This window comes from Ulvibacterium sp., from assembly GCF_965228935.1.
Taxonomy (GTDB): Bacteria; Bacteroidota; Bacteroidia; order Flavobacteriales; family Flavobacteriaceae; genus Ulvibacterium.
The window spans coordinates 433,597-456,294 of sequence record NZ_OZ245846.1 but is presented as its reverse complement, the minus strand read 5'-3'; the positions used below and the strand labels follow the sequence as shown (position 1 = coordinate 456,294).

The window sequence follows — 22,698 nt, the reverse complement described above, 5'->3', positions numbered from 1 at the left end:
TGAGACTTTTCTATTACCTAATATTAGGATAAGCTTTGTAAGTATAATTCTGGCAGGGCATTTTATGTTCTGCAAAACCAACCATTTAAGGGAAACGGACCATTTTCCTTTTCTGTCCTAAGAAGTTGCCTTTTTATGAGACAACTTCGCCTCCTTCCAAGCCTTATTAAAATTACCGTTCTTAACACAAAGCCTGTGTGCTTTGTAACCTTTCGTTTTTTCAGAAGTCCTTCATTAAACTGCTAAATGCAATTACTGGGCAAGAACCAATATTCAGGCACAATATCCGAGCTAAATTGTTTCCCAGGTTTTACAATTGGATTGACCCATTATGATACCCTTTACAAAAATGACGTATTTCATTGTCATGAGAATCCCCATATAAGTCTTCTACTTGAAGGGGGGCATATTGAAAGAAGACTAAAAAAGGATTTTCAAAGGCTTCCGGGAGATGTACTCTTTTGTAACACGGGCGAGCCACATCAATTCATCACAAAAAGAAAGTCGAAGAACATAAATATCGAGTTCGAACCACAATTTTTAAGTGATCAAGATATTTCAGAATTCGAGGTTGAAAAGTCCATAAACGCTAATTTCGAAGCCAAATTTACTATACTGAAAATATTTAAGGAGTTGGCGATATCGGACAATTCTACCCAATTGTCCATTGAATTATCCCTACTCGACTTAATTACCGCTCCTACCAGCGCCAACGATAAAAAAAGACCGAGTTGGTTCAAATGTCTTTTGGAAATCTTGCATGATCGTTGGAACGAGCACTTATCCCTGGACGAATTGTCCATTTTGACCCAGGTACATCCCGTTACAATTTCAAAATACTCCGCAAAGTATTTGGAGTGCACTTTGGGAGAATATAAACGAAAGCTCAAAATCTCAAAAAGTCTTGGACTCATCAAGAATTCGAAGTTGTCCCTTACCGAAATAGCTTTTATTTGTGGTTTTTCCGATCAAAGCCACTTCATCCGTACCTTTAAAAACGTAACCGGATATTTACCCAAAAAATTCGAAAACCTTTGAATCCGATTATTTCAGTTCAGGCTAAATCCGTTCTATTTTTTCGTTTGGAATACTTCCAACTTTGTCGAAAACAGCAATCAATCGCTTTACAAAACCCTTAGCATGAAAATTCAAAGGTTTCTTTTTTCGGTATGTGTTGTACAATTACTGCTGATGACTGGCAGTTGCTCCCCCTATACCCCACAGGCCGACTATGGCCAAATTGAAAAAACCGTTGATAGCATCATCAAACCATATATTGATAGCTTGAGCATAGCGGGGATGGCAATTGGTGTAATGAGGGAGGACTCCATCATCTTTTCAAAGGCTTACGGGTTTGCCGATCTTGAATACGAGATTCCGCTACCGGCAAACGCGTCCTTTCAAATAGGTTCCATAACCAAACAATTCACCGCAGTGGGCATAATGCAGTTGGCAGAAAAAGGAATACTGGACCTTGATGAGAATATCAGTGAATATATCCAGTTCGAGCACAAGGAGTACGACCCCACAATTCGTCAATTGTTGAACCATACTTCCGGTATTCGAGGTCATAATAACTTACCGGGGTTCAGGCCCCTGTTAATGCGGGAAATCATCCGGGATACCATGGTAAGGCTTGTCGAAAAGGAACCTTTCGACTTTGAACCGGGCACCGTGATGCTCTATAGTAATACAGGGTATGTTATCCTTGGGCTTATCATTGAAAAGTTGACAGGACAGACCTATGAAGAGTATACAACAGAACATATATTGTCAAAATCCGGAATGGACAATACATTTTTTTGCGATAGGACTGCCATCCGAAAGTTTAGGGCACACGGCTACAACTTTGTGGACGGTGGAAAGTACAGGGCAGAGGAACCCTACTATTATTGGACCTATTCGGCCGGAGCATTGTGTTCTACAATTGAAGACCTGTTAAAATGGAACAAGGCGCTTCACGATGGAAATGCTGTCTTGAACAAGGTTTCCTATGCCGAGCTGATAAAACCGGGACAGTTGGAAAATGGCGTAAAACTAAGTTATGCCAAGGGGTTACAGCGGTATAGGAAGAATGGCCGTGAAGTCATTGCCCATGGAGGGTCGGGGAGTGGTATATTGGCCGAACTTATGTACTTTCCAGAAAAAAAGATTTCCCTCGTAACATTGGAGAACTCCTATCGACGGGAAAACTGGTTCGCCATAGCAGACGCCTTGTTGGATGAACTGATTCCGGTTACCCTTGATAAAACGGCCTATGAGGGGGATTTGTCGATACTCCAGGGAACATATGAAGGAAATTGGCAAGTTAGGATTGAAAATGCGGACAATCACCTACTTATAGAAAATGAGAGCGCTACAATCGATACACTGTCTTATTTGGGGGAAGCTAGATGGTCTTTTAAAGGGAATGAGTACTTTTTTACAAAAGGAAAAGGTGGGGAACAATATCTGCACATGGATATGATTTATGCATTATTGAGTTTTACAAAAAAAGAGTAGTCCAAAAGATCCCTTCAGGAATAAGAAACACCTTAAGGTAGGGTTCAGAAAACCAACATTTATAGAAATTTCAATCGCGTTCCAATTTAAATGCCAAGACAGTACCTCCCATACCCTAAAATTCTTCCCGAAATCGCAAGGCTCCATCCCTGTCGTACAACCTCAGATAGTCGACCGATCCGGTTCCCTGAAAACGGTATACGACACCTATGATCTTTCCGGTATCCAACGAAAAGACGGTCTGCAGTACAGGTTGCCCATCGATAAAAAGCTGCACCCGTTTGTCCTTCACCATTAATCGTAGCTTTACCCATTGGGTGAAATCCACCCCCAGGGCCGATAGGTCGGTCTTACCTCCCTCCATGGATTTCCCGGCGACAAACGCGTTGATGGCAGATGTACAGCCGGGAATGGACAAGGGAATAGCTATGGCACTATTCTCAAAGAGAATGGCAAGATGGCTGTTCTGACAGGCGCCGCTACCAGTGGCGAAAGTATTTTTCAGGCTTGTTTCCAAGGTGAAGTCATGCCCTGATAGCCCGCCCATTTCGCCAACATAATAGTAATTGACCTTGGGAACCTCCGGCTGTAGGGAGATATTGCGGTCCATCAACTGCTCCACGGAAAGACCCAGCACACCGTCATTGATGCTTTCTTCAGGGGTGAAATAGACAGGGACGGGCATCCGTTCGACCAGTGGAAGCCATCCATCGGTGCCGATATGAAGAAGATGTTCCTTCACCACCACGTTATCCACCATTAGTTTGGCTTGGAAGAGGCCGGGGTAATAATAGATAGAAGTTGCTTGCCGTTGGTCCCGTTCTATGGAAAAACGTAGGCGTTCGTCCCAGGACTGTTGGATTTGCAGGCAATCTGTCCTGGCCAAGGATACATCGAAGGTAAAGACCACGGAATTGGGGATACCGGTCGATACCGGACGGCTACTGAACGAATACTGCGAGGAATCCACGACCATGCCATCTTCCTTCCTCTGGCTCAGATGGAATGCCAACGACAGGGATATGAGAAAGCCGGTCATCGATCCGATCCACAATAGGCCACCTTTGGCAAGCTTGCCTTTCCGAGAAGTATTCCCTTTGGGAACTGGATCTTGGGCGGATATAGGCACCCCTCTTTTTGAATCGGATCCGCGACATTCCCGTTCAAAATCCCGATAGCTGGGATACCCTATAAAATTGGCAAGGGTGTCCAATGTGGCGGTCTGGGGCATATTGGTATATTTGACCCGGCCCCAAAGTCGCTTAAGTGTGCTCGGACTTAAGCTCCTGCCCGTCTCTTCCAGAATCCTTTCGCTCAGTGATTCAAAGTCGGTCTGGGTCCAATACTTGCTATTGCCCCAATCAATTTTCCTCTCCACCGTTTCAAGACAAAAAGTCAAAAACATCACGTCGGGCCTCATGGGTCTGCTTCCTTGGTTAACCGTTCACTAAGATAATGAAACCATGGGCTTTGAAAGACTTTTGCCGGCCATGAACTTTCTTGAACCGAATTTGAACAAGGGATGGACAGCTTTTTTTCCTTGGCTTGCCTAGTTTTGACGAAATTTTGCCATACCCGGGGTTTTGTATAGTGCGATAACCGGAATCATTATTGGTCAGTGACGTACAAAAAGGCACTGGCCCTGCATCAAAGTCTTTTTAATCATGAAAAAAAGTACGTTGTCAGTATGCTTTTGCCTTATAGGTAATTTCTTGTTCGCCCAATCCGACCAGATCTACACCGTGCCGCTTGTAGCGGAGGAATGGACGTTCAAAGCGGGCCAGGTGGAGTTCACAAAGGAAGAAGGCAAGCGGTCCATGAAGATTCTATCAGGCAGGGAAAAGGTAGTGGCCAAAAACCTTGATTTTTCCGAAGGTATCATCGAATTCGATGTCAAGCCCAACAGTATGACTTTTTACTTCCACTATCGGGACGCCATGGAAAACGAATGCTTTTACTTTCGCATGGGCCAGTCCGGAAAGCCCATGGCCTTGGAAGCGGTGCAGTACGCACCGATCATCGACGGGGTTTTGATGTGGGATATCTACCCGCACTATCAATCCAATGCAAACTTTACCAAAGGAGATTGGAACCATGTAAAGATGGTCATATCCAATGGCCGGATGCGCGTGTTCATAAATAATCCTGATCGGCCGGCTCTGGAAGTAAATCGGTTAGCTGGCAATCCAGAGAAGGGAACATTGGCCTTCGAAGGGGAAATGACCGTTTCAAATCTTACCATAACGCCCGAAACGACAGGAACTCAATTGCCATTGAAGGAAATGGACCCTACCCACAACGATCCTAGGTACATCCGTAGTTGGGCCGTGAGCGATCCGGTCGCTATTCCGGAGAAGGTGGATTTCAGCTATGATCTGCTGCCCTCTCCCAAAACCCCGTGGCGGGTCCTGGAAACCGAATGGCGGGGCCTGGTCAATCTGACCCGGACTTTTGGGAGCAACGACACCAGAAGTATGATCTGGTTGAAAGTGGGGATAGAGTCGACCATGGCCCAACGGAAAAAAGTAAATCTTGGATTCGTGGACGACGTATGGGTCTTCCTGAACGGACAAATGGTTTATCTGGACAAAAACTTACAAGGCAGGTTGATGGAGAAAGATCCGGGTGGGCGGTGCTCGATCGAGAACACCTCCTTCACGCTGCCCCTCAAGGAAGGAGCGAACGAACTGCTCGTCGGACTGGCCAATGACCCTTTCTGGGGCAGGGGGGCCATGGCGCGTCTGGAAGACATGGAGGGGATCACAATTGCTCCCGATCCCACCTTTGACTCCCGTTTGGTGGATGTGCCGGCCGAATTGATCGATACGTATATAGGAAATTATAGCTTATCAAGTGGCACCAGGGTAAGTGTCGGCAAGGAGGATGGGATACTCACCTTATCCAGTGAGGGTTTCCCTACTATTCTACTTTATCCTATGGCCGAGAACAGATTTTTCTCGCGCGAGGATAGCATGGAGGTGGAATTCGTCAAGGATGGCGGGAACAGGGTTGCCAACTTCACCATTTACAGGGGCGATAAGTCCCTAATGGATGCGAAACGTATGGATTAGTTGGGGAAGACAGAGAACTTCCCTTTTTGAAACTTTCGGTTTTCATCTACGAACAGATCTTGGTTTTGGGTAAACAAAGGGATATATTGGTAGGCCCGGCAAACCATTTGTCAAGATTTCAGAAAAAGCCAACGATTAATCGGAACTTGAAATTTTTCTACATCGGTCCCATTAATCCGCCATTTTTTATGAAGACCAGAAAAATTTAACACTTCTCATATTGCGTAGCTACTTGACTTCATTTATTTTTGTAGCCAAATGGCTTCACAATGAAAACGAGACGTGATGTTTACCAGGCAATTGCCGACCCGACCCGAAGGGCGATACTAGCCCTCTTGATCACCCAGAACATGACCGCCGGGGACATCGCTTCCAACTTCGATAGTGCAAGGCCCACCATTTCAAAGCACATCAAGATCCTACAGGAATCGGAGCTTATCGATTCCGAGCAGAAAGGAAGAGAGATACACTATAAAATCAAAATCGAAAAAATGAAAGAGATCGACAAATGGCTCGAACCCTTTAGAAAAATATGGGAGGGCAGGTTTGAAGGTCTCGACAATCTATTGGACAAACTAAAAAACGAATAAAATGAACAAAACCAATTTTACTGCGGAAGGAAATGTTCTAAGGGTTGAGCGCTCGTTCAACGCACCGATCGATCTTGTCTGGAGAACATGGACGGAGCCCGAACTGTTGGATCAATGGTGGGCCCCAAAGCCATGGAAATCCGAAACGTCATATATGGATTTCTCAGAGGGCGGTCATCGTGTTTATGCCATGGTAGGGCCGGAGGGAGAAAAACATATGGCCCGCACTAATTACCTTTCAATCAATGTCCATGAACAATTCTCTGGCGAGGATGCGTTCTGCGATGATGAGGGGAACATCAACCCCGAAATGCCCGTATCGGAATTTAAGAACCTTTTCAAGGATATATGCAAGACTACCGTTGTGACAATAACCTCAAAATATGCTTCGGAAGAACACCTCCAACAGGTCATTCAAATGGGGATGAAGGAAGGCCTTTCCATGGCATTTGAAAATCTGGACAAAGTTCTTCAAAAGCTGCATTCCTAATGCATGCCCAGACTATCCGAAGAGATAATGAAACACGACGGGGTTAAACACCTATAATTAGGGTTTTATGAGTAAACACATATCAAACATTGAAAAAAAAGGATAAAGACTATGAAGACATTGAACAGGACCGTTCTTATACTGTTTGTATTACTGTCAATCAAAAATGCAAGGGCCCAAAATGGCAATTACGCCCCTACCAACGGATTGAACACGTATTATGAACTTCACGGAGAAAAAACGGATAAACAACCGATTGTAATACTTCACGGGGCCTATGCCACGTTGAGCTTATGGGGGGATTTCCTGACCAAGCTGTCCAAGGACCGTCAGGTCATAGCCATGGATTTTCAAGGGCATGGACGGACTGCTGACATTGACCGCCCCATTACCTATGAGAACCTTGCCGATGATGTGGCCGCCCTTATCGAACATCTGAAACTGGAAAAGGCAGACGTGTTCGGTTACAGCATGGGTGGTGGAGTTGCACTCCAATTGGGCATAAGACATCCCCAACTTATCAATAAAATGGTGGTCGCATCGGCCTCCTACAAATCGGAGGGGATGTACCCGGAGCTTACCGCTATGATCGGTCAGATGAAACCCGAATATATGGAGGGCACACCTTTCAAGCGGGCTTATGACTCACTTTCTCCCAATCCGGAGAATTTTCCAGTTTTAATGAAAAAGCTCATAGCGCTGGATGAATCTCCCCAAGACTGGCCCGCAGAGAAGATCTCCAAAATCCCGTTTCCGATACTTTTTATCAATGGGGATGCGGATGTTGTGCGACCTGAGCATACCGTTGAAATGTACCGTCTGAAAGGAGGTGGCCCCACCCCCGATTTTATGTCCGCGCCCCAAAGCCAATTGGCCATCCTTCCGGGAACCACCCATGTCGGGGTCATGGAGCGGACGGATTGGTTAATGGCCATGGTGCCCTTATTCCTGGATGCAAAACCACCTTCAGACTGATTCGAAGACAAGCCGATGAAAACCCCAAAAACCATAATGGATTATATCACCCTGCAACCAACAGGTTACCATCAAGGGTTGGAGGAAATTTGTTCCATTATCAAAGAGGAAGCACCGGAGGCCGAGGAGTTGATAAGCTATCAGATCCCGACTTTTAAACTGTACTATATGCTGGTAGGTTTCGGGGTCAAAAAAGATGCCATCAGCTTCTATACCATGAACCCGAATCTGATAAAATCAATGAAAGAAGAACTGAAATCCCTTGGTATCAAGAATTCCGGTTCCACGCTCCACTTTCATCCGGACTTACCATTGCCCAAGCAAGTCATCAAAAAAATTGTAGGGATACGCAAGGAGGAAAACACAGCAAAGTTCAGGGCAAAAAGTGGTTGAGCCATAGCCAACAGGTTTATTTTAGAACAAAAATTGGATAGAACATGAACATAATTCTAGGGGCAACGGGACAGGTCGGTTCTGCAATAGTTGAACACCTTATAGAAAAGGGGCTACCGGTAAAAGCGGTAATAAGAAACGAAGAAAAGGCAGATTGGCTAAAAGGCAAAGGTGCAGAAGTCATCATTGCCGATTACTTCGACCTTGGCGCGTTGAAAAGTGCCCTAAAAGATGGTAAACTCCTTTTTGTGCTTACACCCGAAGATGTTACCTCGAATGACGTGTTGGGCGAAACGAAAGAGCTGTTGGACAATTACCACAAAGCGGTCAAGGAGTCCGGTATCAGGTCGTTGATCGGTCTTTCCTCTATCGGTGCCCAGTTTGAAAGCGGAACGGGCAACCTATTAATGTCCAATATGCTCGAAAAAAGGTTCATAGACCTGGATATCAATAAAGTCTTTGTCCGTCCGGCCTACTATTACAGCAATTGGGCTATGTCCCTGGATATGGTCAAGGAAAACGGAATGTTGCCATCCTTTTATCCAACCGATATGAAGTTCAATATGATCTCGCCTAACGATGTGGCAAAATTCATTGCCGAAAAAATCAGGAAAGGGGTTGACCGTTCGGAAACAATTGAAATCGTTGGCCCCAATGAATATTCAGCGAACGATATTGCCGAGTCAATGGGAAAAGCAATTGGCCAAGAGGTGAATACCTTTGAAATTCCCAAATCGGACTGGGGCAAAACCATGAAAAGTATCGGGTTTTCCGATAATGCGACCAAAAACTTTGTGGAAATGACCGATTTGGTTGCCAAAGGAAAAGCGGAGCCCGAGGGGAAAGGGGAAAACCCCATATATCTCAACACAACTTTTGACCGATATTTGAATGATTACTTAAATGGCCTGTAAGTGCAACTAAACCATTTTCTATTGAGGAATATTATCAAGCTGGCTGTACTTACAGTTTGGGGCGGTGCCTTGTTCTCACAAACAGGGCCGGAAAAGAAAATTGACAGTTTATATAGGATAGAGGTCAACGGTGTTGACCATTTGGTGTTCATAAAAAGGGAAAACATTAAAAACCCTATTTTATTTGTACTTCACGGAGGTCCCGGGTTTTCTGATTTCTACCTATGGCAGACCTATAATCAAGAACTCGAAGATCACTTTACCGTCGTTGCTTATGACCAAAGGGGCACGGGACTGACCTTTACCGAAAATACACCGGCCGAATCAATGACCTACCAACAACTTACGGACGACGCCCATAAACTGCTATCGTTCCTCAAAAAAGAATTGGAACAGGATAAGGCCTATTTACTGGGGTTTTCTGCCGGCACGATCATAGGAGTTTATCTGGCGCACCGGTATCCACAAGAGATCGAAGCGTTCATTAGCGTCGGTCAGGTCGTAAATGGAAGAAAAAACGAAAAACTTTGCCTGGATTACAATCTTCAAAAAGCTAAAGAGCAACAAAATTGGGCAGCTTTGGAAGAACTAAAACCGCTTCTGAATTTCTATCCATCCGGTGACCCCAAAACTGATTTATCCGCACTCAAAACACTGAGAAAATGGAACAGAAAAAATTATGGGCATTTTTGTGAAGGAACTTCAATGGGGCAGCTGTTTGAAGGAATCAGTGATAAGGCAAAAGAACACATCGACCAAGGATTCATAAGCAAAGGCGAAAGCTTTTCAATGGAGCACTTATGGGGCGAAATCATAGATTTGGATTTACTTAGCACGCATACCGTTTTTCAGGTACCGGTATATTTCCTCGTCGGGAAATGTGATTTCAATACGCCATTTTCACTTACCCAAGAGTATTTTGAAAAAATCAAGGCACCTAATAAGGACATACTGTATTTTGAAAACTCCGGCCACTATGTGCCTTTTGTGGAACCTGAAAAATTCAATGACTATTTGGCCACCGAAATTCTGAACAAATGACACCATACCTATGGCCATGTAAGGTTAGATTAACAAAGGCTTGTCATTATTAAAGCTTGACTCTTTTCTCTAGTGTTGTGAAAGGAACGTTTTTGGGATTTGTTTACTTCCCAGTTGGGTCTCTTTCAATTGCTCTTTCATGGAACTTTTGATTAGTAGTTGGGATGTGTGTTTTAAAACCAGTAATCACCAAAAAAAAGGGACGAAAACTACCATTCGCCCCTTTCAAAAACTAACTCAAACAACTACGTTTTTCTATGGTATAGAGTCATGAAAATGATTTTTCGACTTGCCATATAGAATTGCTTTTTTGGTAATATAACCCCAAAACAGTACTGCAATCAACATGGTTATTATGACACCGCCGAGGTAGGCTATGCGGTTTCCCAGCTGAAATCCTTCCGGGGCGATCAATATGTATGTAGTGCAGACCATGGTCATAAACAGCGCGGGTGTCAGGGTTACCCAATAAGCTTTATCCTTAACTATCAGATAAGCTGTACTTGTCCATAGCACTACTGTTGCCAATGTTTGGTTACTCCATGCAAAATAACGCCATATGATTCCGAAATCGATTTGGGTGAGTGTAAAGGCGATGATGAAAAGCGGAACACTTATATACAATCTGTTCCGCATCTTTCTCTGATCGGATTTGAATACATCGGAGAGAATAAGCCTTGCTGAGCGAAAAGCTGTATCGCCAGAGGTAATAGGTGCCGCAACAATGCCCAACAATGCCAACAGCCCCCCAATTCCGCCGAGCATATTCAAGGAAATTTCATTGGCGACCCAAGCCGCATTATTGTCATTGGCGATCATGGTAGCGTTAAGTTCGGAAACGTTTCCAAAAAAGGTCATGGCGGCCGCTGCCCAAATAAGGGCGACTATACCTTCCGTTATCATGGCACCATAAAAAATTTTTCTGCCCGATTTTTCGTTCTTCATGCACCTGGCCATCAAGGGGGACTGAGTGGCATGAAAACCGGAAATGGCACCACATGCAATGGTAACGAAGAGTATAGGGAACAAAGGGGTTTTCTCCGGATTGGATGTCATGTTGACCAAATTGGACGGGGTTAACTCAGGGATATTATAATCCCCGAAAAACAATGCTAGGAGCAGACCAATGGCCATTAGTAACATGGCCATGCCAAAAAGAGGGTATAGTTTTCCAATTACCTTGTCAATGGGAAGCAGGGTAGATACCATGTAGTACACCAGAATTATACCAACCCATACCCAGATGCCCCATAAATTGCCTATCATGCCATCAATAATTTTTGCGGGGCCTACCAAAAAGACCGTCCCCACAAAAACCAACAAGACTACAGTGAAAAATCGCATCATATGTTTTGTTCCCTGACCCAAATAGATTCCCACTATTTCACTAATGCTCAATCCATCGTGACGAACGGACAGCATGCCCGAAAAATAATCGTGTACGGCACCGGCAAAAATACTACCAAGGACTATCCAAAGAAATGCCGAAGGGCCGAACATTGCCCCTGCGATGGCCCCGAATATGGGCCCCAGACCTGCAATGTTCAAAAACTGAATCAAAAATATTCGCCAGGTTGGCAAGGGTATAAAATCAACACCGTCTTGCAGTTCAACTGCCGGAGTGGGTCGATTCCTATCTATCCCAAATACCTTCTCTACAAAGCTGCCGTAAACAAAATATCCTAATATCAGTACAATTATGGCAATTAAAAATGAAATCAATGTAAATAGATTTTGTTACTCCTACTTTTTCAGACTCAATATTTGTCGGTCCTTTGTCAACCAGTTTGATTTTAGCATAGCCCAACTACTGGAAATTCATACCCAAAATGTTACACGCTCTTTGGCACATAAGCTACAAATATGGGTTACATACATATGTATACAAATGCAATATGAATTGCCCGGGAAAAATAGTAGCCATTTGGCTGGCACATACATCCTTTTGGGTACTATGGATTTGTAACTTATATGATTGCATGCCATAAGTCCCAACTCTAATGGGGTTATTGGGTAGAGGAACTCCTTGTAATTAATTGTCATCATTCCGTTGCTTAACCTGCATATGATTATCCTGATATACCTACCTTTTCAAATTCATCTTTAAAGCTCCCTGTGGAGACCCCTTCGTATACTAAGTTGGGAATCCTAGGATTGCAAACCTAGGTGCATATAGTTCTCATTTGATAATTTCCATAATGTTCAGTGATCCTATCTGGTTCAATACAGAAATTCCGAAACAAGATTTCAGGGAAAATTCATCTTAGCCGTAAATTTTCTTTATATAATCGGTCCGTTGCTTATAAATCTGCTGAACCTTGTCCATATTTGTTTTCAGTTTCGCATTCGCCGCATCATAATTGGTCCAAACTTCTCGTAAAGTATCGGCTATTTGTTTGCCTGTCGTATCCTCAATCTCAAATACCCACTGCTCAAAACCAAGGTCATAGTACATATGCCCCTTTATAGTGTCCTCTGGTTGTCGCAGATAGAACATTGGTGTACCATTTGCTGCCGATATTATGGGGGAATGGCATTCAAAGCTTAATATAGTATGTGCCTTTGCATATACCGAGGCGGCCTCGTCCGGCATCCAATAACCCCTTTTTACCACATGAGGCTTAACATCCTCCGGTAATGGGTCAATTAAAAGTTCGTCCATGATGTCCACTTGGTAGGTCATCTCCGGACATACCAATATTTTGTTACCGGTTTCCCTTACCCAAGCTATCATCGCCTCTCGGAGCTTGGCATGATCTTCTTCCTTATGGCGTTCGTTTACCGTTTCGACCTTCTTTATCTTTTCTTCCGACCAATCCACTTTTCGTATTTTATGGTAAGGAGAATAGCGAAGTCGAGGTATGGCACAAATAAACTTTTGCTCTTCAAGACCGTGTTCCCTTAGAAATGCATTGGCCTTATTATCGTCCCTGATGTCAATGAAAAAAGTAGCGTCCGGGGCAAAGGCAATGTGCTCTCCGGCAATACCATGATCTTTTAATATTCCCATCGATTGGGTCTCACGGGTAAAGATAAATGCGGCCTTTTTTAACAATTGCTCCAAATCATCGTCTATTTCCTGGATCGTAGTCCCGAAAATACCAAAAGGCTTATCAGTACGTTTTAGCCAAGCCTGCAGACTGGTTCTTCCCACTACGGAGGGGCCCGATCCATGTACCAATAAGTCGGATCTCTTGAAGGCATCGTACACCTCAGGATTGTCCACGTCATAGTTGTTATCTACGCTTCCATAGACAATCTCCACTTTAGGAAAATTCCTTTTCAACAACTTTTCCACTTCTTCGCTCCTTTTTCTTTTCCAAAGTATGACCTTGGCATTCGGTAAAAATGTTTCCAGGACATGGAGAAGTCCGGGTGTGTGGGCAATATCCCCAATGTTCACTTCTTGCCAACCCGATATGACCAATAAAGTGTTTACTTTTTCCTCCTGGCTTTGTCGTGATGCTTTGTCCATGCAGGAAAGTAGCGGGGTTGGTAATAGGATACCTGTATTGGCCAATGCCACGAGCTTCAACCAATTTCTTCTGTCATAATTATGTTCTTCCATATTTTTCATCTTCTTCTTTTTTAAAATTAACGGGGCGTTCAACCGTTTAAGGGTAAACATACATCGGATAAGTAGTCTAATGAAAATACCGCCCGATTTATCGAACTAACTCAAATAACTAATTTTATAGCCTTTAATAACCTGGGTTCTGGGGAAATTCCGCTTCTACATTGGCGTCGATTACTTTTTGGGGAATAGGCCAAAGGCGATTATGATCTTGGATAGTACTTCCCGAAGAGAGCCCTCCAGGTACCGCAGGTTCTGTATTATAGGTACGTACCCGATCCACCAGTCTATCCATCCTAATAAGGGTTCGCATCCTGGGCTCTTCTACTACCAATTCCCTGGCCCTTTCGTCCAAAATGAAATCCTCGGTTACTTCCGCGGCCGTAATCGAGCTCGCGTTAGCCCTATTCCTTACCACATTTAAATCCTGTGCTGCTGCACTAAGGTCACCTTTTCTAAAATTTGCTTCTGCCCTAAGCAAATAGGTTTCTGCGACACGGATTACACTTAAATCCTTAGAGGTTCTTCCTGACAACGCATTTCCCTCCCAAGGTTCCCCATCAGTTTTCCGAATCCAAGGGTAGAATTGGCGCAATGTATCCAGAATCTGATCGGTCAGGGTGCCATCTTCCAGGGCAACGTACAGATTACCGTCGGCACCCCTAGCCGTTAACATTGGTTCACCAAAGTACTCGGCATCCTCAGGATTGCTATAGTAGAACGTACGCCTTATGTTATACTTTGAATTACGGATATCGCCGGGGTCGGATTTCCATATATCATACTTAAAATAGTTCGTTGGAGATCCTATCCCGATTCCGCGATTAAGGCTATCGGATGGTAGGTTCTGGATTCCATTGGGTGTTTTGAGTACATAATGTTCAGGGGCCCAATACCTTGGCCCGTTATTACCTTGGTCTCCGCTACCTTCGGAAAAGCCTCCAATATTAAAGGCCTCAAATTGCCAGGCCCAAATAACCTCGGTGTTTCCGGTAGACCTATTGATCTGTCCGTGTGCGAAAACATCAGAGAAGACATCACCCGGTTCGGAGCTGGCCGGACCAAAACGGGCGGTCACCAATTCATAGTCCCCACCTTCCTTGTTTATTACTGCACTTGCCGCTGCTATGGAAGCATCATAAAAACCTAGGTCTCCGGTTTCCAATCCCAAGGAGATGTACACTTCGCTCAAAATGTGATATGCGGCAGCCCTGGGAATTCGGCCATCCTCGACTTCCTTTGGTAATAGCTCGGTGGCCAGGGTTAGGTCATCGACAATAAAACGTAGTACCGCCTCCCTACTCGCCCTTGTGAAATCGAATTTCGGCTCCTTGAGGCTGTTTGACACAATTGGCACTCCTCCGTACAGGTTGACCAGGAAGTTATAAGTATATCCACGAAAGAAAAGTGCCTGGCCTTTAATGTTGTTCCTATCCCCTTCGGAAATGCTCAATTCGGGATTATCAATATCCTCCAAAATGAAGTTGGCCTGCCGTATCATATCCTTGTAGGCCCAGTCCCAATAAATTTCTGTAGCCCCCAAAACCGGTGTCAATAGGTTATAATCACGTAGCCCTCTGCTATCTACCCTGCCCCATTTTGCTATATCCGTACCAAAGTTCATATATTCAAAAATATTGGAGGCGATAGCATATTCCTCCCTAGCCTCATTGTACAACGCGACCACCGCCGCCTCATAACCTGCTTGATCTACCAATAAATTTTCAGGGCTGAATTGATCCAACGGCACCTCTTCTAAATAATCCTCTCCACAAGAGAGCAAAAGCGTGCTCAGAAGAACGATTAAAGCAATTTTGTTTCCTATAGTTTTCATTTTTCTTTTTTTATAATGATATGTTTAGACCAACGGTGTATGTTTTTAAGATGGGGCCATTATCACCAGGCTGTCTGCCTCCTTCCCCAAATTCCGGGTCCCAGCCGGGCCAATCCGTCCAGGTAATCAGGTTCTTTCCACTGACATAAATTTGTAATCCGCTGATATGAATCCGTTCTAAGACCCTTTTGGGGAAGTCGTAGGCAATGGAAACGTCCTGTAGTCTAACAAAACTACGGTCCCCATAAAACCCATAGTCCAAGGGGTTTCTGTAATTGATCCTAGGTGCCGTATTTATCGGGTTTTCTGGAGTCCAGTAGGGAGAATCTACAAAGTTGGCAATGTCAAAGAAATTGGCTCCTGGACTTATAGCTCTATTGGCCGTGAACCCTCCTTGTCGTACATTGAACGTAGAGGATAAGCTAAGGTTTCCATAACGGAATATGTTGGTTATCCCCATAATGAAATCGGGTTGATCATTGCTGACTATGGTCCTGTCATCAGGGGTGATAATCCCATCTGGGACTCCATCGGGACCACTTATGTCCTTAAACCGGATATCACCTATTTGGGCCCCGGGAATTGAGGAAAGATCATCGCCTTCCTGAAAAATGCCATCGAACACATAATCAAAATTGGATCCCAGGGGTTCCCCAATGAACCATCCGCTGGCAATATCGTCATCTTCAACCCCATCGCCATCTACATCCCTTCCCGTAAGTTTTACGATTTCATTTCTGTTGAAAGAAAAGGCAATATTGGTGTCCCAGGTGAAGTTTTCGGTCTTGATGTTAGTGGTTCCCAGATCTATTTCCAGACCCCAATTCTTGGTCTCCCCTACATTGCGGAAAAAGATTTCGAAACCATTAGTGTTGGGAATGGTCTGTTCCAATAGCAAATCGAACGTGTTGCTGTTGTAATAATTGACCGATGCCGATACACGATTGGAAAAAAGCTCCACATCCATACCAACATTTAAGCTTTCCGTAGTTTCCCAGCCTAAGTCTGGATTTGCAAAAGATGAGGTAAATAGACCAGCGGAAGCAGAAGCACCATCCCCGAACACATAAAAGTTTTGTTCCACATCGCTTAAGGAGGTATATTCGTCCACACCGCGATTTCCATTGCGTCCCCAAGATGCCCGCAACTTAAGGAAATCTAAAAAACCCACATTGGATAGGAATGGTTCCTCCGAGACGTTCCAGCTTATTGCCGCTGCAGGAAAGGTACCATATTTATTCCCCTGTCCAAAGGCCGAGAAACCATCCCTTCGCAAACTCAAGGTGAGAAAATATTTGCTGTCGAACGAATATCCCAACCTCGCCATTTCGGAAGTCTGCTTATTTTCCCGTGCATCTGAGTTAACGTTAAAGTTTTCCCCTATCTCCAGGGCATTATAGCCCAAAACATCGCTAAAAATATTGTCACTGGACAACCTTGAGCCTTGTTGTTGAAACTCATAGATACCGTATAACAAGGTAACATCGATTCGATGTTTACCCGCAAAAGTCCTGTTATAGCTCACAATATTTTCCAAGGTCATGTTCTGAATTTCTTGAGATTCCTTGTATCCGCTCCCTGGCCTGTTGAGCGGTTCATAAGAACGCTCAAAACCAAAATCCTTGACATCGGTTCTGGTATATCCCCCGTTCAATTTATAGGAAAGGCCTTTCCAAATATCAAAATCAATAAAAGCATTGGTAAATAAGGTATTGGTCACGAATAGGCGTTCACTGGTCAAATTGCCCAGCAACGGATTACTGACCAGACCAACATCTTGGGGCAATGGTGTAGGTGAAACCCCATCTTCCAAAAACAGACTGGCATATGGGCTTAGCCATGCTGTATGTAATAAATTGGCACGCACCCCGGATTCATCTTTTGAAGTGTAGCCGCTGTTAATACCGGCCTTTAACCAATCCGTTATTTGGATACTTAGATTTAGACGACCCGAATAGCGTTCAAAATTGTCCCCTCTTACGGGTGATTTAACATCGATATACGATCCCGAAAAAAAGTAACTTATGGCATCGGTCTTGCCGGAGACGCTCAACTCATAATTTGAAATAGGGGCGTATTGCTTAATTTCTTCAAAAGGCTCTATAGATCTTCCCGCCTCAATGTTTTCCAACTCTATGGGTGAGAAAGGGAGGGGACCCCCTTCGGCGGCTTCGGCATCTAACCTTCTGGCCAGATATTCCTCCGCGTTAAGATAATCTGGGATAAAGGCAAAGTCGGAAATTCCTGTATATGTATTGAAAGTGATTTTGGGCTTTCCGCGTTCCCCCTTTTTAGTAGTGACCTCTATTACCCCATTGGCTGCTAAAGAACCATAAATGGCTGTAGAGCTGGCATCCTTCAGTACATCTATGGACTCTATATCCCCTGGATTGATATCGGAAAGTGATCCTCCCGCATAGATAATTCCATCCAGAACGATCAATGGCGCATTACTGGCCGAAATGGAATTGATTCCCCTTATGTTAATGGTACCGTTAGATCCCGGTCTACCATTATCGGTTACTTGAACACCCGCCGTGGTACCCCTCAATATCTGAGCGGCATTGGCATTGGGTTGCAGTCGGGTATCCTCAATATTTACTTTGGCTACAGCCCCGGTCAGGTCTTTCTTTTTGGCCGTACCGTAACCCACCACGACAACCTCCTCCAAACTACTGGCACTTTCCTCCAAAACAATATTTAAACTAGCCCGACCCATTACAGGGACTTCTTTTGAGGAATAGCCGATGTATGAAACAACTATAACGGCATTTTCATCTACCAACTGTATTGAAAAATTACCATCAAAATCCGTGACAATACCATTGGTGGTATTCTTTTCAACAATATTTGTACCTGGAAGAGGTACGCCCTGACCGTCCGTTACTTTTCCAGATACTTGAAATTGTATCACTTCATCGGGTGACGATTCCGTATTATTTACAGCATTGTTTGTAAGCTTCCTTTTTACAACAATTGTTTCGTCTTCGGTGAACTCATAAGTGAAATTTATAGGGGACAGAAACCTAGCCAGTAAATCCCCCGCCTTAATTATACCCTTATCAATCTTGATCTTGGGGGCGTCCTTGATAAGTTCAAATCGATAAATGAACTTGTAGTCCGTTTGCTTGTTGATAAGTTTAAATGCTTGTTTTACATTTAATGTCCTGTTTTCTTTTATAGCGATGTCCGCATTTTGGGCAAGTCCCGATTTTGGGCCCAATGCCAATGCTAAGGTGCAACATAAAAAGAAGAACATTTTCATAGTGAACTCCAGAAGAACTCTAACATGATAGGAAAAGAATCCCCCACTAAATTTTAATTCCATAAATTTGTTTGGTTTAGTTAGACATCGTTTTAATTGAACTTCTATGGGAAAAAGGCTAATGCTGTAGGAGGTAATGGCCTTTTCCTTTTTTACTTGATTAGTATTACTTTCTCTTTGATTTTAATTGATACTTGGCCATCGCTTGAAGCCTCGACAAGTTCTAGGATGTCCATTATTGAATTTGATCTCTCAAGTATTCCGGTGAACCGAAACTTTCTTAATTCCTCTTTTTCATAAAAGACTTCGGCGTCGTACCATCTAGACAATACTTTCATCATTTCGTGCAGGGGTGCATCCTCAAAAATAAATAGGCCATTGACCCAAGAAACCTCTTGGGCCGCATCAACGTCAACTACGTTAAAAAGACCATCGTCTAAACCAATTTGAGATTGCTGGTTGGGTTTGAGTATCTTCTGGAAATACTCCAAGTTCACCTGTATTTCCCCTTCTACTAATGTCGTTGTGATTTTGTCTTCCCCATCGTAGGCCTTTATATTGAACTTCGTGCCTAAAACTTCAATTTCTTGGACCTTGGTCAAAATATTGAACTTTGCTCCCTGGTGCTGTTTACTAGGAGAAACTTCAAAATAGGCTTCACCATATAAAAGTTCCACTTCCCTTTTTTCGCCTTTTTGAAAATTGACGGGATATTTTAGCTTCGAATCGGAGTTCAACCAAACCTTGGTACCATCCGATAATTGAACGAAATATTGCCCTCCCCTTGGAACAGTCAAATAATTGTAGGACTGCTTTTGGTTTGTAGACTTACTTTCCGTACTGGCATTATATATCAGCTCTTTGCCCTTGCTTATCAACTGTTTCGTTTGAAATTTCTTTCCTTTTTCCAAGGCCACCTGACTACCGTCATCCAAGGTAAGAATAGCCCTGTCCGATCCAGCTTTCAAAACATTTGATTCAGATGTTGAAATAGCATTGCCACCACTGACATCATGACTCATGAAAACAAAAAAACCTATAAGTGCTAGCACAGAAGCTGCAATGGCAATTCTGCTCAAAAGGGTTTTGGCACGTTTACGTTCTTTGTTCCTTATTTTGTTCCTTATCGCTGTCTTGCCTTTGTTTATATCGAAATCTGTCATAATAAACGTGCTTAAATAGTCGATTCGCGTAAACTCTTTGAAGGTCTTATGAATATGATTATTTCCTAGACAATCTTCCAATTGATCCATCTCCTTGGAATCGGCCTCTTTGTTGAGGAATTTGATAATGATACGCTCTATTCCGGCTTCCATCATTTTGTCAATTATGCAATCAATACGTTCGATATTTTGATACCCCTTTGTTTTTTCCTTACTTTTTTTATTTTTACTTAGATTTTATATTAATTTTTTAATTATACTTAAATTGAAACTGAGATACACAAATAATGGTTTTCTTTCCGACCAATTAAGACGGGGTAATGCAAAAGCATACGACTATTTGATGGAAACCTACTATAGACAACTTTGTGTTTACGCTTGCACCTTAACAAAGTGCAAAGTTCAGGCAGAAGATATTGTCCAAAATGTTTTTGTGTCGGTATGGCTGCATCGAAGGAAAATCAACCCTGATTATTCTATTAAGAGTTTATTGTATAAATCGGTATACAATGAATTTGTAGATCAGTATAGAAAAAATAGGCCTGTTATTTATTTGGAGAAAAAATATCTTGAGGTCTTGGATTCTGTTATTGAGAAAGAACAGCATGATTTAGGGGAAATAATTGCTCAATTGAATATTGAAATTGATAGACTACCTCCTAAATGCAAACGTATTTTTGTGTTGAACAAAAAGGAAGGGCTTACCCATACCGAAATTTCCGAATACCTTGATATTTCAATAAAAACCGTTGAGGGCCATATAACAAGGGCATTTAAAATCCTGTCCAAAAAACTTGGGGCTCATATTGAACCCATATTGTTTTTGATTTTTGGTTATAGAAATCAAATTGCCTTTTAAGGAACTCATTAAAAGTCTTGTCACATCTTTTGAACTAATAGGCAGATAAATTAAAAGAGTAATTTGAAGTACAACTGAATACCTATGTCAAACTCCAAATTTCGCTCTTTTAGGTAATCGTTAGTCCCTAAAAAAGAACGATTTAAGGGGCTTTTCCCATTTTTCCATTTCGTCTCCTAAAATGGTGAGTTAAGGAGACGCACTCTGAGGAAGGAGCAAATTCTCAAGAATTGTTGGCTTTATGAGACTTTTGAAAATATTGAGGTAATGTTAAAATTAATGATAAAATCCACCTACTTCCTTTGTTGAATTTCAAAATAGATTTCTAAAAATTTCTGTATTCAGATGGGGTAATCTTTAATTTCTTTTTGAAAAAATTGCTAAAATGTGATGGGCCATCAAATCCCAAGTTGTAGGCAATCTCGGATATTGCCCAAGTGCTATGTCTCAACATTATTTTGGCTTCCTTCAATAATCTATCCGTAATGAGTTCGGATGTCGTTTTTTTTGTGATTTTTTTTATTGATTTATTCAAGTGGTTCACATGAACGGCCATTTGCTCGGCAAAATCGGAAGCAGTGCGTAATTTTATTCCCTCTATTGTATTTCTTATGGGGTACTGGCTTTCCAAAAGTTCATAAAATAAGGAAGTAATTCTGTTCGCTGCACTTACCTTATCCAAAGAAACATTTTTAACGGGTCGTATTTTTAAGGCATCATGTATTAGCCTGATGACCAAATTTCTCAGTGCATCGTCCCTGAATTCAAAATCGGATTTTTTTTCATCTATCATCTGTATGAAAACTTTCTCAAGCTGGTCAATTTCCGATTTGTTCAATTCAAATACCGGGTAGCTGTTGGGACTAAAAAAGGGGTATTTTTTTAATCCTCCATAACTTGTAAAAAAAGATTCAGTGAAAATACAGCTATAACCAATCTGTACAGGCTCTAGGACTTCCCAATTATATGGAATTAGTGGGCTGGTAAACAGAAGGCCATGTCCTAAAATCTCAAAACTCCTATCAGCATAATGAATCTTGCTATTTCCATTAATGAGGCATATTTTATAATAATCTTTCCGACCATATACGACATTGTTTTTATCATCCACTTCATAATCTTCAATCCGAAACACATTAAAGTGCCCTTCTTCATACCTCAAATCAACTGATTTAAGGAAAGGCCTATTGGTGTAATATTCTTCCAGTGTCTCCGGTCTGTCCATTTTATAACACGTTCCAAACAATTTACGAAAAATGGCAAAGTTATTGAACGGCTTCATATCCTATCATTTGGTAAAATAGAAAATAGCCAGAATCGGAGTAAACCGGATTCTGGCTATTTTTTTATTCATCTAAAATCTATTTTTGGGCAAAGTCGCCCAATGGTGCATTGATAGCGTCCATTGCCACCATAGGGTTCCAAAAATCCACATATCGGATGATTTTCCCTTCAGTGTCGGTAGTAACAACGGAAATGTATTTTTGCAGATAGGGATTCCTGGTGCTAATGGCATAGCCATTACTTGAAAATTCCGCTATGACCAATGTGGGTTCCTCAGTAGGATGAAAATGAAGATTCTCAAAGTCGACTTTGAAATGTTCCGGAAAATTCTTCATGTATTGATAAAGGTCTTTTTTGCCTTTTACGAACTTGGGAAAATCGACGGGTGCATAGGGAAATTCTAATACACCATCTTCTGTAAATAGCTCAATCCATTCCTTTATCCGTCCTGAGGATAAATATTTTAAGTGGTTTTTAAATGTTGTCTGGGCTTCTTTTCTGATTTGCTCTTTTGTATTCATGATTTCTAATTTTTAAGTAATATGACTAATGACTAATGGGTTACTCTGCAGAAATTAATTTTCATGAAACAAAATTATGGCTACGTACAAGCTCAGTGTTTGAAAGAATCAAAGCGTTACTTGCAAGAATCAATCAATGAGCTGTTTTTTAACAAGATAGGTTCTTGATATAAACTTCCAGCTACTCAATGGTAGGCTCGGCTTTAAATATTTTATAAATAT

Annotated in this window: 18 protein-coding genes; 10 read left to right on the top strand and 8 right to left on the bottom strand. The window is 42.6% G+C overall.

The genetic code is table 11. From position 1 onward, the window contains the following. The first annotated feature begins 246 nt into the window (after positions 1-246). Both ACO06Y_RS02040 and ACO06Y_RS02035 read left to right on the top strand, forming a co-directional pair. On the top strand, positions 247-1,038 hold the full coding sequence (locus tag ACO06Y_RS02040) for a helix-turn-helix transcriptional regulator (RefSeq protein ID WP_422082109.1): 792 nt from the start codon (positions 247-249) through the stop codon (positions 1,036-1,038). 102 nt (positions 1,039-1,140) lie between these two features. Next, the gene (locus ACO06Y_RS02035) at positions 1,141-2,502 is read left to right on the top strand and encodes a serine hydrolase domain-containing protein (RefSeq protein WP_422082108.1); all 1,362 of its coding nucleotides are present in this window, start codon (positions 1,141-1,143) and stop codon (positions 2,500-2,502) included. Positions 2,503-2,617: 115 nt separating this feature from the next. Here ACO06Y_RS02035 and ACO06Y_RS02030 read toward each other — a convergent pair whose 3' ends face one another. Then, entirely contained in the window at positions 2,618-3,880 is a 1,263-nt protein-coding gene (locus ACO06Y_RS02030; RefSeq protein WP_422082159.1) for a hypothetical protein, read from the bottom strand. Between the two features lie 286 nt (positions 3,881-4,166). Between ACO06Y_RS02030 and ACO06Y_RS02025 the strand changes: the two genes are divergently transcribed. The 7 genes from ACO06Y_RS02025 (at position 4,167) to ACO06Y_RS01995 (ending at position 9,976) form a co-directional block, all read left to right on the top strand. Continuing rightward, positions 4,167-5,573 (top strand): hypothetical protein, encoded by a 1,407-nt coding sequence (locus ACO06Y_RS02025; RefSeq protein ID WP_422082158.1) that lies wholly within the window; start codon positions 4,167-4,169, stop codon positions 5,571-5,573. A gap of 269 nt (positions 5,574-5,842) precedes the next feature. After that, entirely contained in the window at positions 5,843-6,163 is a 321-nt protein-coding gene (locus ACO06Y_RS02020; protein ID WP_422082157.1) for a metalloregulator ArsR/SmtB family transcription factor, read from the top strand. 1 nt (position 6,164) lies between these two features. Further along, positions 6,165-6,653 carry an SRPBCC family protein gene (locus ACO06Y_RS02015; protein WP_422082156.1) on the top strand — a complete coding sequence of 163 codons (489 nt, stop codon included), beginning with the start codon at positions 6,165-6,167 and terminating at the stop codon, positions 6,651-6,653. Between the two features lie 111 nt (positions 6,654-6,764). Next, entirely contained in the window at positions 6,765-7,628 is an 864-nt protein-coding gene (locus tag ACO06Y_RS02010; protein WP_422082155.1) for an alpha/beta fold hydrolase, read from the top strand. A 15-nt stretch (positions 7,629-7,643) separates the two neighbouring features. Next, positions 7,644-8,021, top strand: a complete 378-nt coding sequence (locus tag ACO06Y_RS02005) for an iron chaperone (RefSeq protein ID WP_422082154.1) — start codon at positions 7,644-7,646, stop codon at positions 8,019-8,021. 44 nt (positions 8,022-8,065) lie between these two features. Next, positions 8,066-8,935: an NmrA family NAD(P)-binding protein gene (locus tag ACO06Y_RS02000; RefSeq protein WP_422082153.1), complete on the top strand. Its 870-nt coding sequence runs from the start codon at positions 8,066-8,068 to the stop codon at positions 8,933-8,935. A gap of 21 nt (positions 8,936-8,956) precedes the next feature. Beyond that, positions 8,957-9,976 carry an alpha/beta fold hydrolase gene (locus ACO06Y_RS01995; RefSeq protein ID WP_422082152.1) on the top strand — a complete coding sequence of 340 codons (1,020 nt, stop codon included), beginning with the start codon at positions 8,957-8,959 and terminating at the stop codon, positions 9,974-9,976. Positions 9,977-10,231: 255 nt separating this feature from the next. Here the strand turns inward: ACO06Y_RS01995 and ACO06Y_RS01990 are convergent, their stop codons facing one another. The 5 genes from ACO06Y_RS01990 to ACO06Y_RS01970 all read right to left on the bottom strand — a co-directional run bounded on the left by ACO06Y_RS01990 (position 10,232) and on the right by ACO06Y_RS01970 (position 19,968). Next, positions 10,232-11,698 carry a carbon starvation protein A gene (locus ACO06Y_RS01990; protein WP_422082151.1) on the bottom strand — a complete coding sequence of 489 codons (1,467 nt, stop codon included), beginning with the start codon at positions 11,696-11,698 and terminating at the stop codon, positions 10,232-10,234. Between the two features lie 541 nt (positions 11,699-12,239). Then, on the bottom strand, positions 12,240-13,553 hold the full coding sequence (locus tag ACO06Y_RS01985; RefSeq protein ID WP_422082150.1) for a polysaccharide pyruvyl transferase family protein: 1,314 nt from the start codon (positions 13,551-13,553) through the stop codon (positions 12,240-12,242). 124 nt (positions 13,554-13,677) lie between these two features. Beyond that, complete coding sequence (locus ACO06Y_RS01980; RefSeq protein ID WP_422082149.1) at positions 13,678-15,384, bottom strand: RagB/SusD family nutrient uptake outer membrane protein; 1,707 nt, start codon at positions 15,382-15,384, stop codon at positions 13,678-13,680. A 10-nt stretch (positions 15,385-15,394) separates the two neighbouring features. Further along, positions 15,395-18,712 carry a SusC/RagA family TonB-linked outer membrane protein gene (locus ACO06Y_RS01975; RefSeq protein WP_422082148.1) on the bottom strand — a complete coding sequence of 1,106 codons (3,318 nt, stop codon included), beginning with the start codon at positions 18,710-18,712 and terminating at the stop codon, positions 15,395-15,397. 89 nt (positions 18,713-18,801) lie between these two features. Beyond that, positions 18,802-19,968 carry a FecR family protein gene (locus ACO06Y_RS01970; RefSeq protein WP_422082147.1) on the bottom strand — a complete coding sequence of 389 codons (1,167 nt, stop codon included), beginning with the start codon at positions 19,966-19,968 and terminating at the stop codon, positions 18,802-18,804. A gap of 109 nt (positions 19,969-20,077) precedes the next feature. On the opposite strand from ACO06Y_RS01970, the gene ACO06Y_RS01965 reads away from it, so the two are divergent. Then, positions 20,078-20,671, top strand: a complete 594-nt coding sequence (locus tag ACO06Y_RS01965) for an RNA polymerase sigma factor (RefSeq protein WP_422082146.1) — start codon at positions 20,078-20,080, stop codon at positions 20,669-20,671. A 325-nt stretch (positions 20,672-20,996) separates the two neighbouring features. Here the strand turns inward: ACO06Y_RS01965 and ACO06Y_RS01960 are convergent, their stop codons facing one another. Continuing rightward, the gene (locus tag ACO06Y_RS01960; RefSeq protein ID WP_422082145.1) at positions 20,997-21,953 is read right to left on the bottom strand and encodes a helix-turn-helix domain-containing protein; all 957 of its coding nucleotides are present in this window, start codon (positions 21,951-21,953) and stop codon (positions 20,997-20,999) included. Positions 21,954-22,032: 79 nt separating this feature from the next. Next, positions 22,033-22,476 (bottom strand): nuclear transport factor 2 family protein, encoded by a 444-nt coding sequence (locus ACO06Y_RS01955; protein ID WP_422082144.1) that lies wholly within the window; start codon positions 22,474-22,476, stop codon positions 22,033-22,035. Between the last annotated feature and the right edge of the window lie 222 nt (positions 22,477-22,698).

What these genes read in the sequence shown, in the direction of transcription:
- ACO06Y_RS01970 (WP_422082147.1), bottom strand. Translation starts at nt 19,968, where the DNA reads ATGATGGAAGCCGGAATAGAGCGTATCATTATCAAATTCCTCAACAAA.
- ACO06Y_RS02000 (WP_422082153.1), top strand. Translation starts at nt 8,066, where the DNA reads ATGAACATAATTCTAGGGGCAACGGGACAGGTCGGTTCTGCAATAGTT.
- ACO06Y_RS01980 (WP_422082149.1), bottom strand. Translation starts at nt 15,384, where the DNA reads ATGAAAACTATAGGAAACAAAATTGCTTTAATCGTTCTTCTGAGCACG.
- ACO06Y_RS02005 (WP_422082154.1), top strand. Translation starts at nt 7,644, where the DNA reads ATGAAAACCCCAAAAACCATAATGGATTATATCACCCTGCAACCAACA.
- ACO06Y_RS01960 (WP_422082145.1), bottom strand. Translation starts at nt 21,953, where the DNA reads ATGAAGCCGTTCAATAACTTTGCCATTTTTCGTAAATTGTTTGGAACG.
- ACO06Y_RS02035 (WP_422082108.1), top strand. Translation starts at nt 1,141, where the DNA reads ATGAAAATTCAAAGGTTTCTTTTTTCGGTATGTGTTGTACAATTACTG.
- ACO06Y_RS02015 (WP_422082156.1), top strand. Translation starts at nt 6,165, where the DNA reads ATGAACAAAACCAATTTTACTGCGGAAGGAAATGTTCTAAGGGTTGAG.
- ACO06Y_RS01985 (WP_422082150.1), bottom strand. Translation starts at nt 13,553, where the DNA reads ATGAAAAATATGGAAGAACATAATTATGACAGAAGAAATTGGTTGAAG.
- ACO06Y_RS01955 (WP_422082144.1), bottom strand. Translation starts at nt 22,476, where the DNA reads ATGAATACAAAAGAGCAAATCAGAAAAGAAGCCCAGACAACATTTAAA.
- ACO06Y_RS02010 (WP_422082155.1), top strand. Translation starts at nt 6,765, where the DNA reads ATGAAGACATTGAACAGGACCGTTCTTATACTGTTTGTATTACTGTCA.
- ACO06Y_RS01975 (WP_422082148.1), bottom strand. Translation starts at nt 18,712, where the DNA reads ATGGAATTAAAATTTAGTGGGGGATTCTTTTCCTATCATGTTAGAGTT.
- ACO06Y_RS02040 (WP_422082109.1), top strand. Translation starts at nt 247, where the DNA reads ATGCAATTACTGGGCAAGAACCAATATTCAGGCACAATATCCGAGCTA.
- ACO06Y_RS02020 (WP_422082157.1), top strand. Translation starts at nt 5,843, where the DNA reads ATGAAAACGAGACGTGATGTTTACCAGGCAATTGCCGACCCGACCCGA.
- ACO06Y_RS02025 (WP_422082158.1), top strand. Translation starts at nt 4,167, where the DNA reads ATGAAAAAAAGTACGTTGTCAGTATGCTTTTGCCTTATAGGTAATTTC.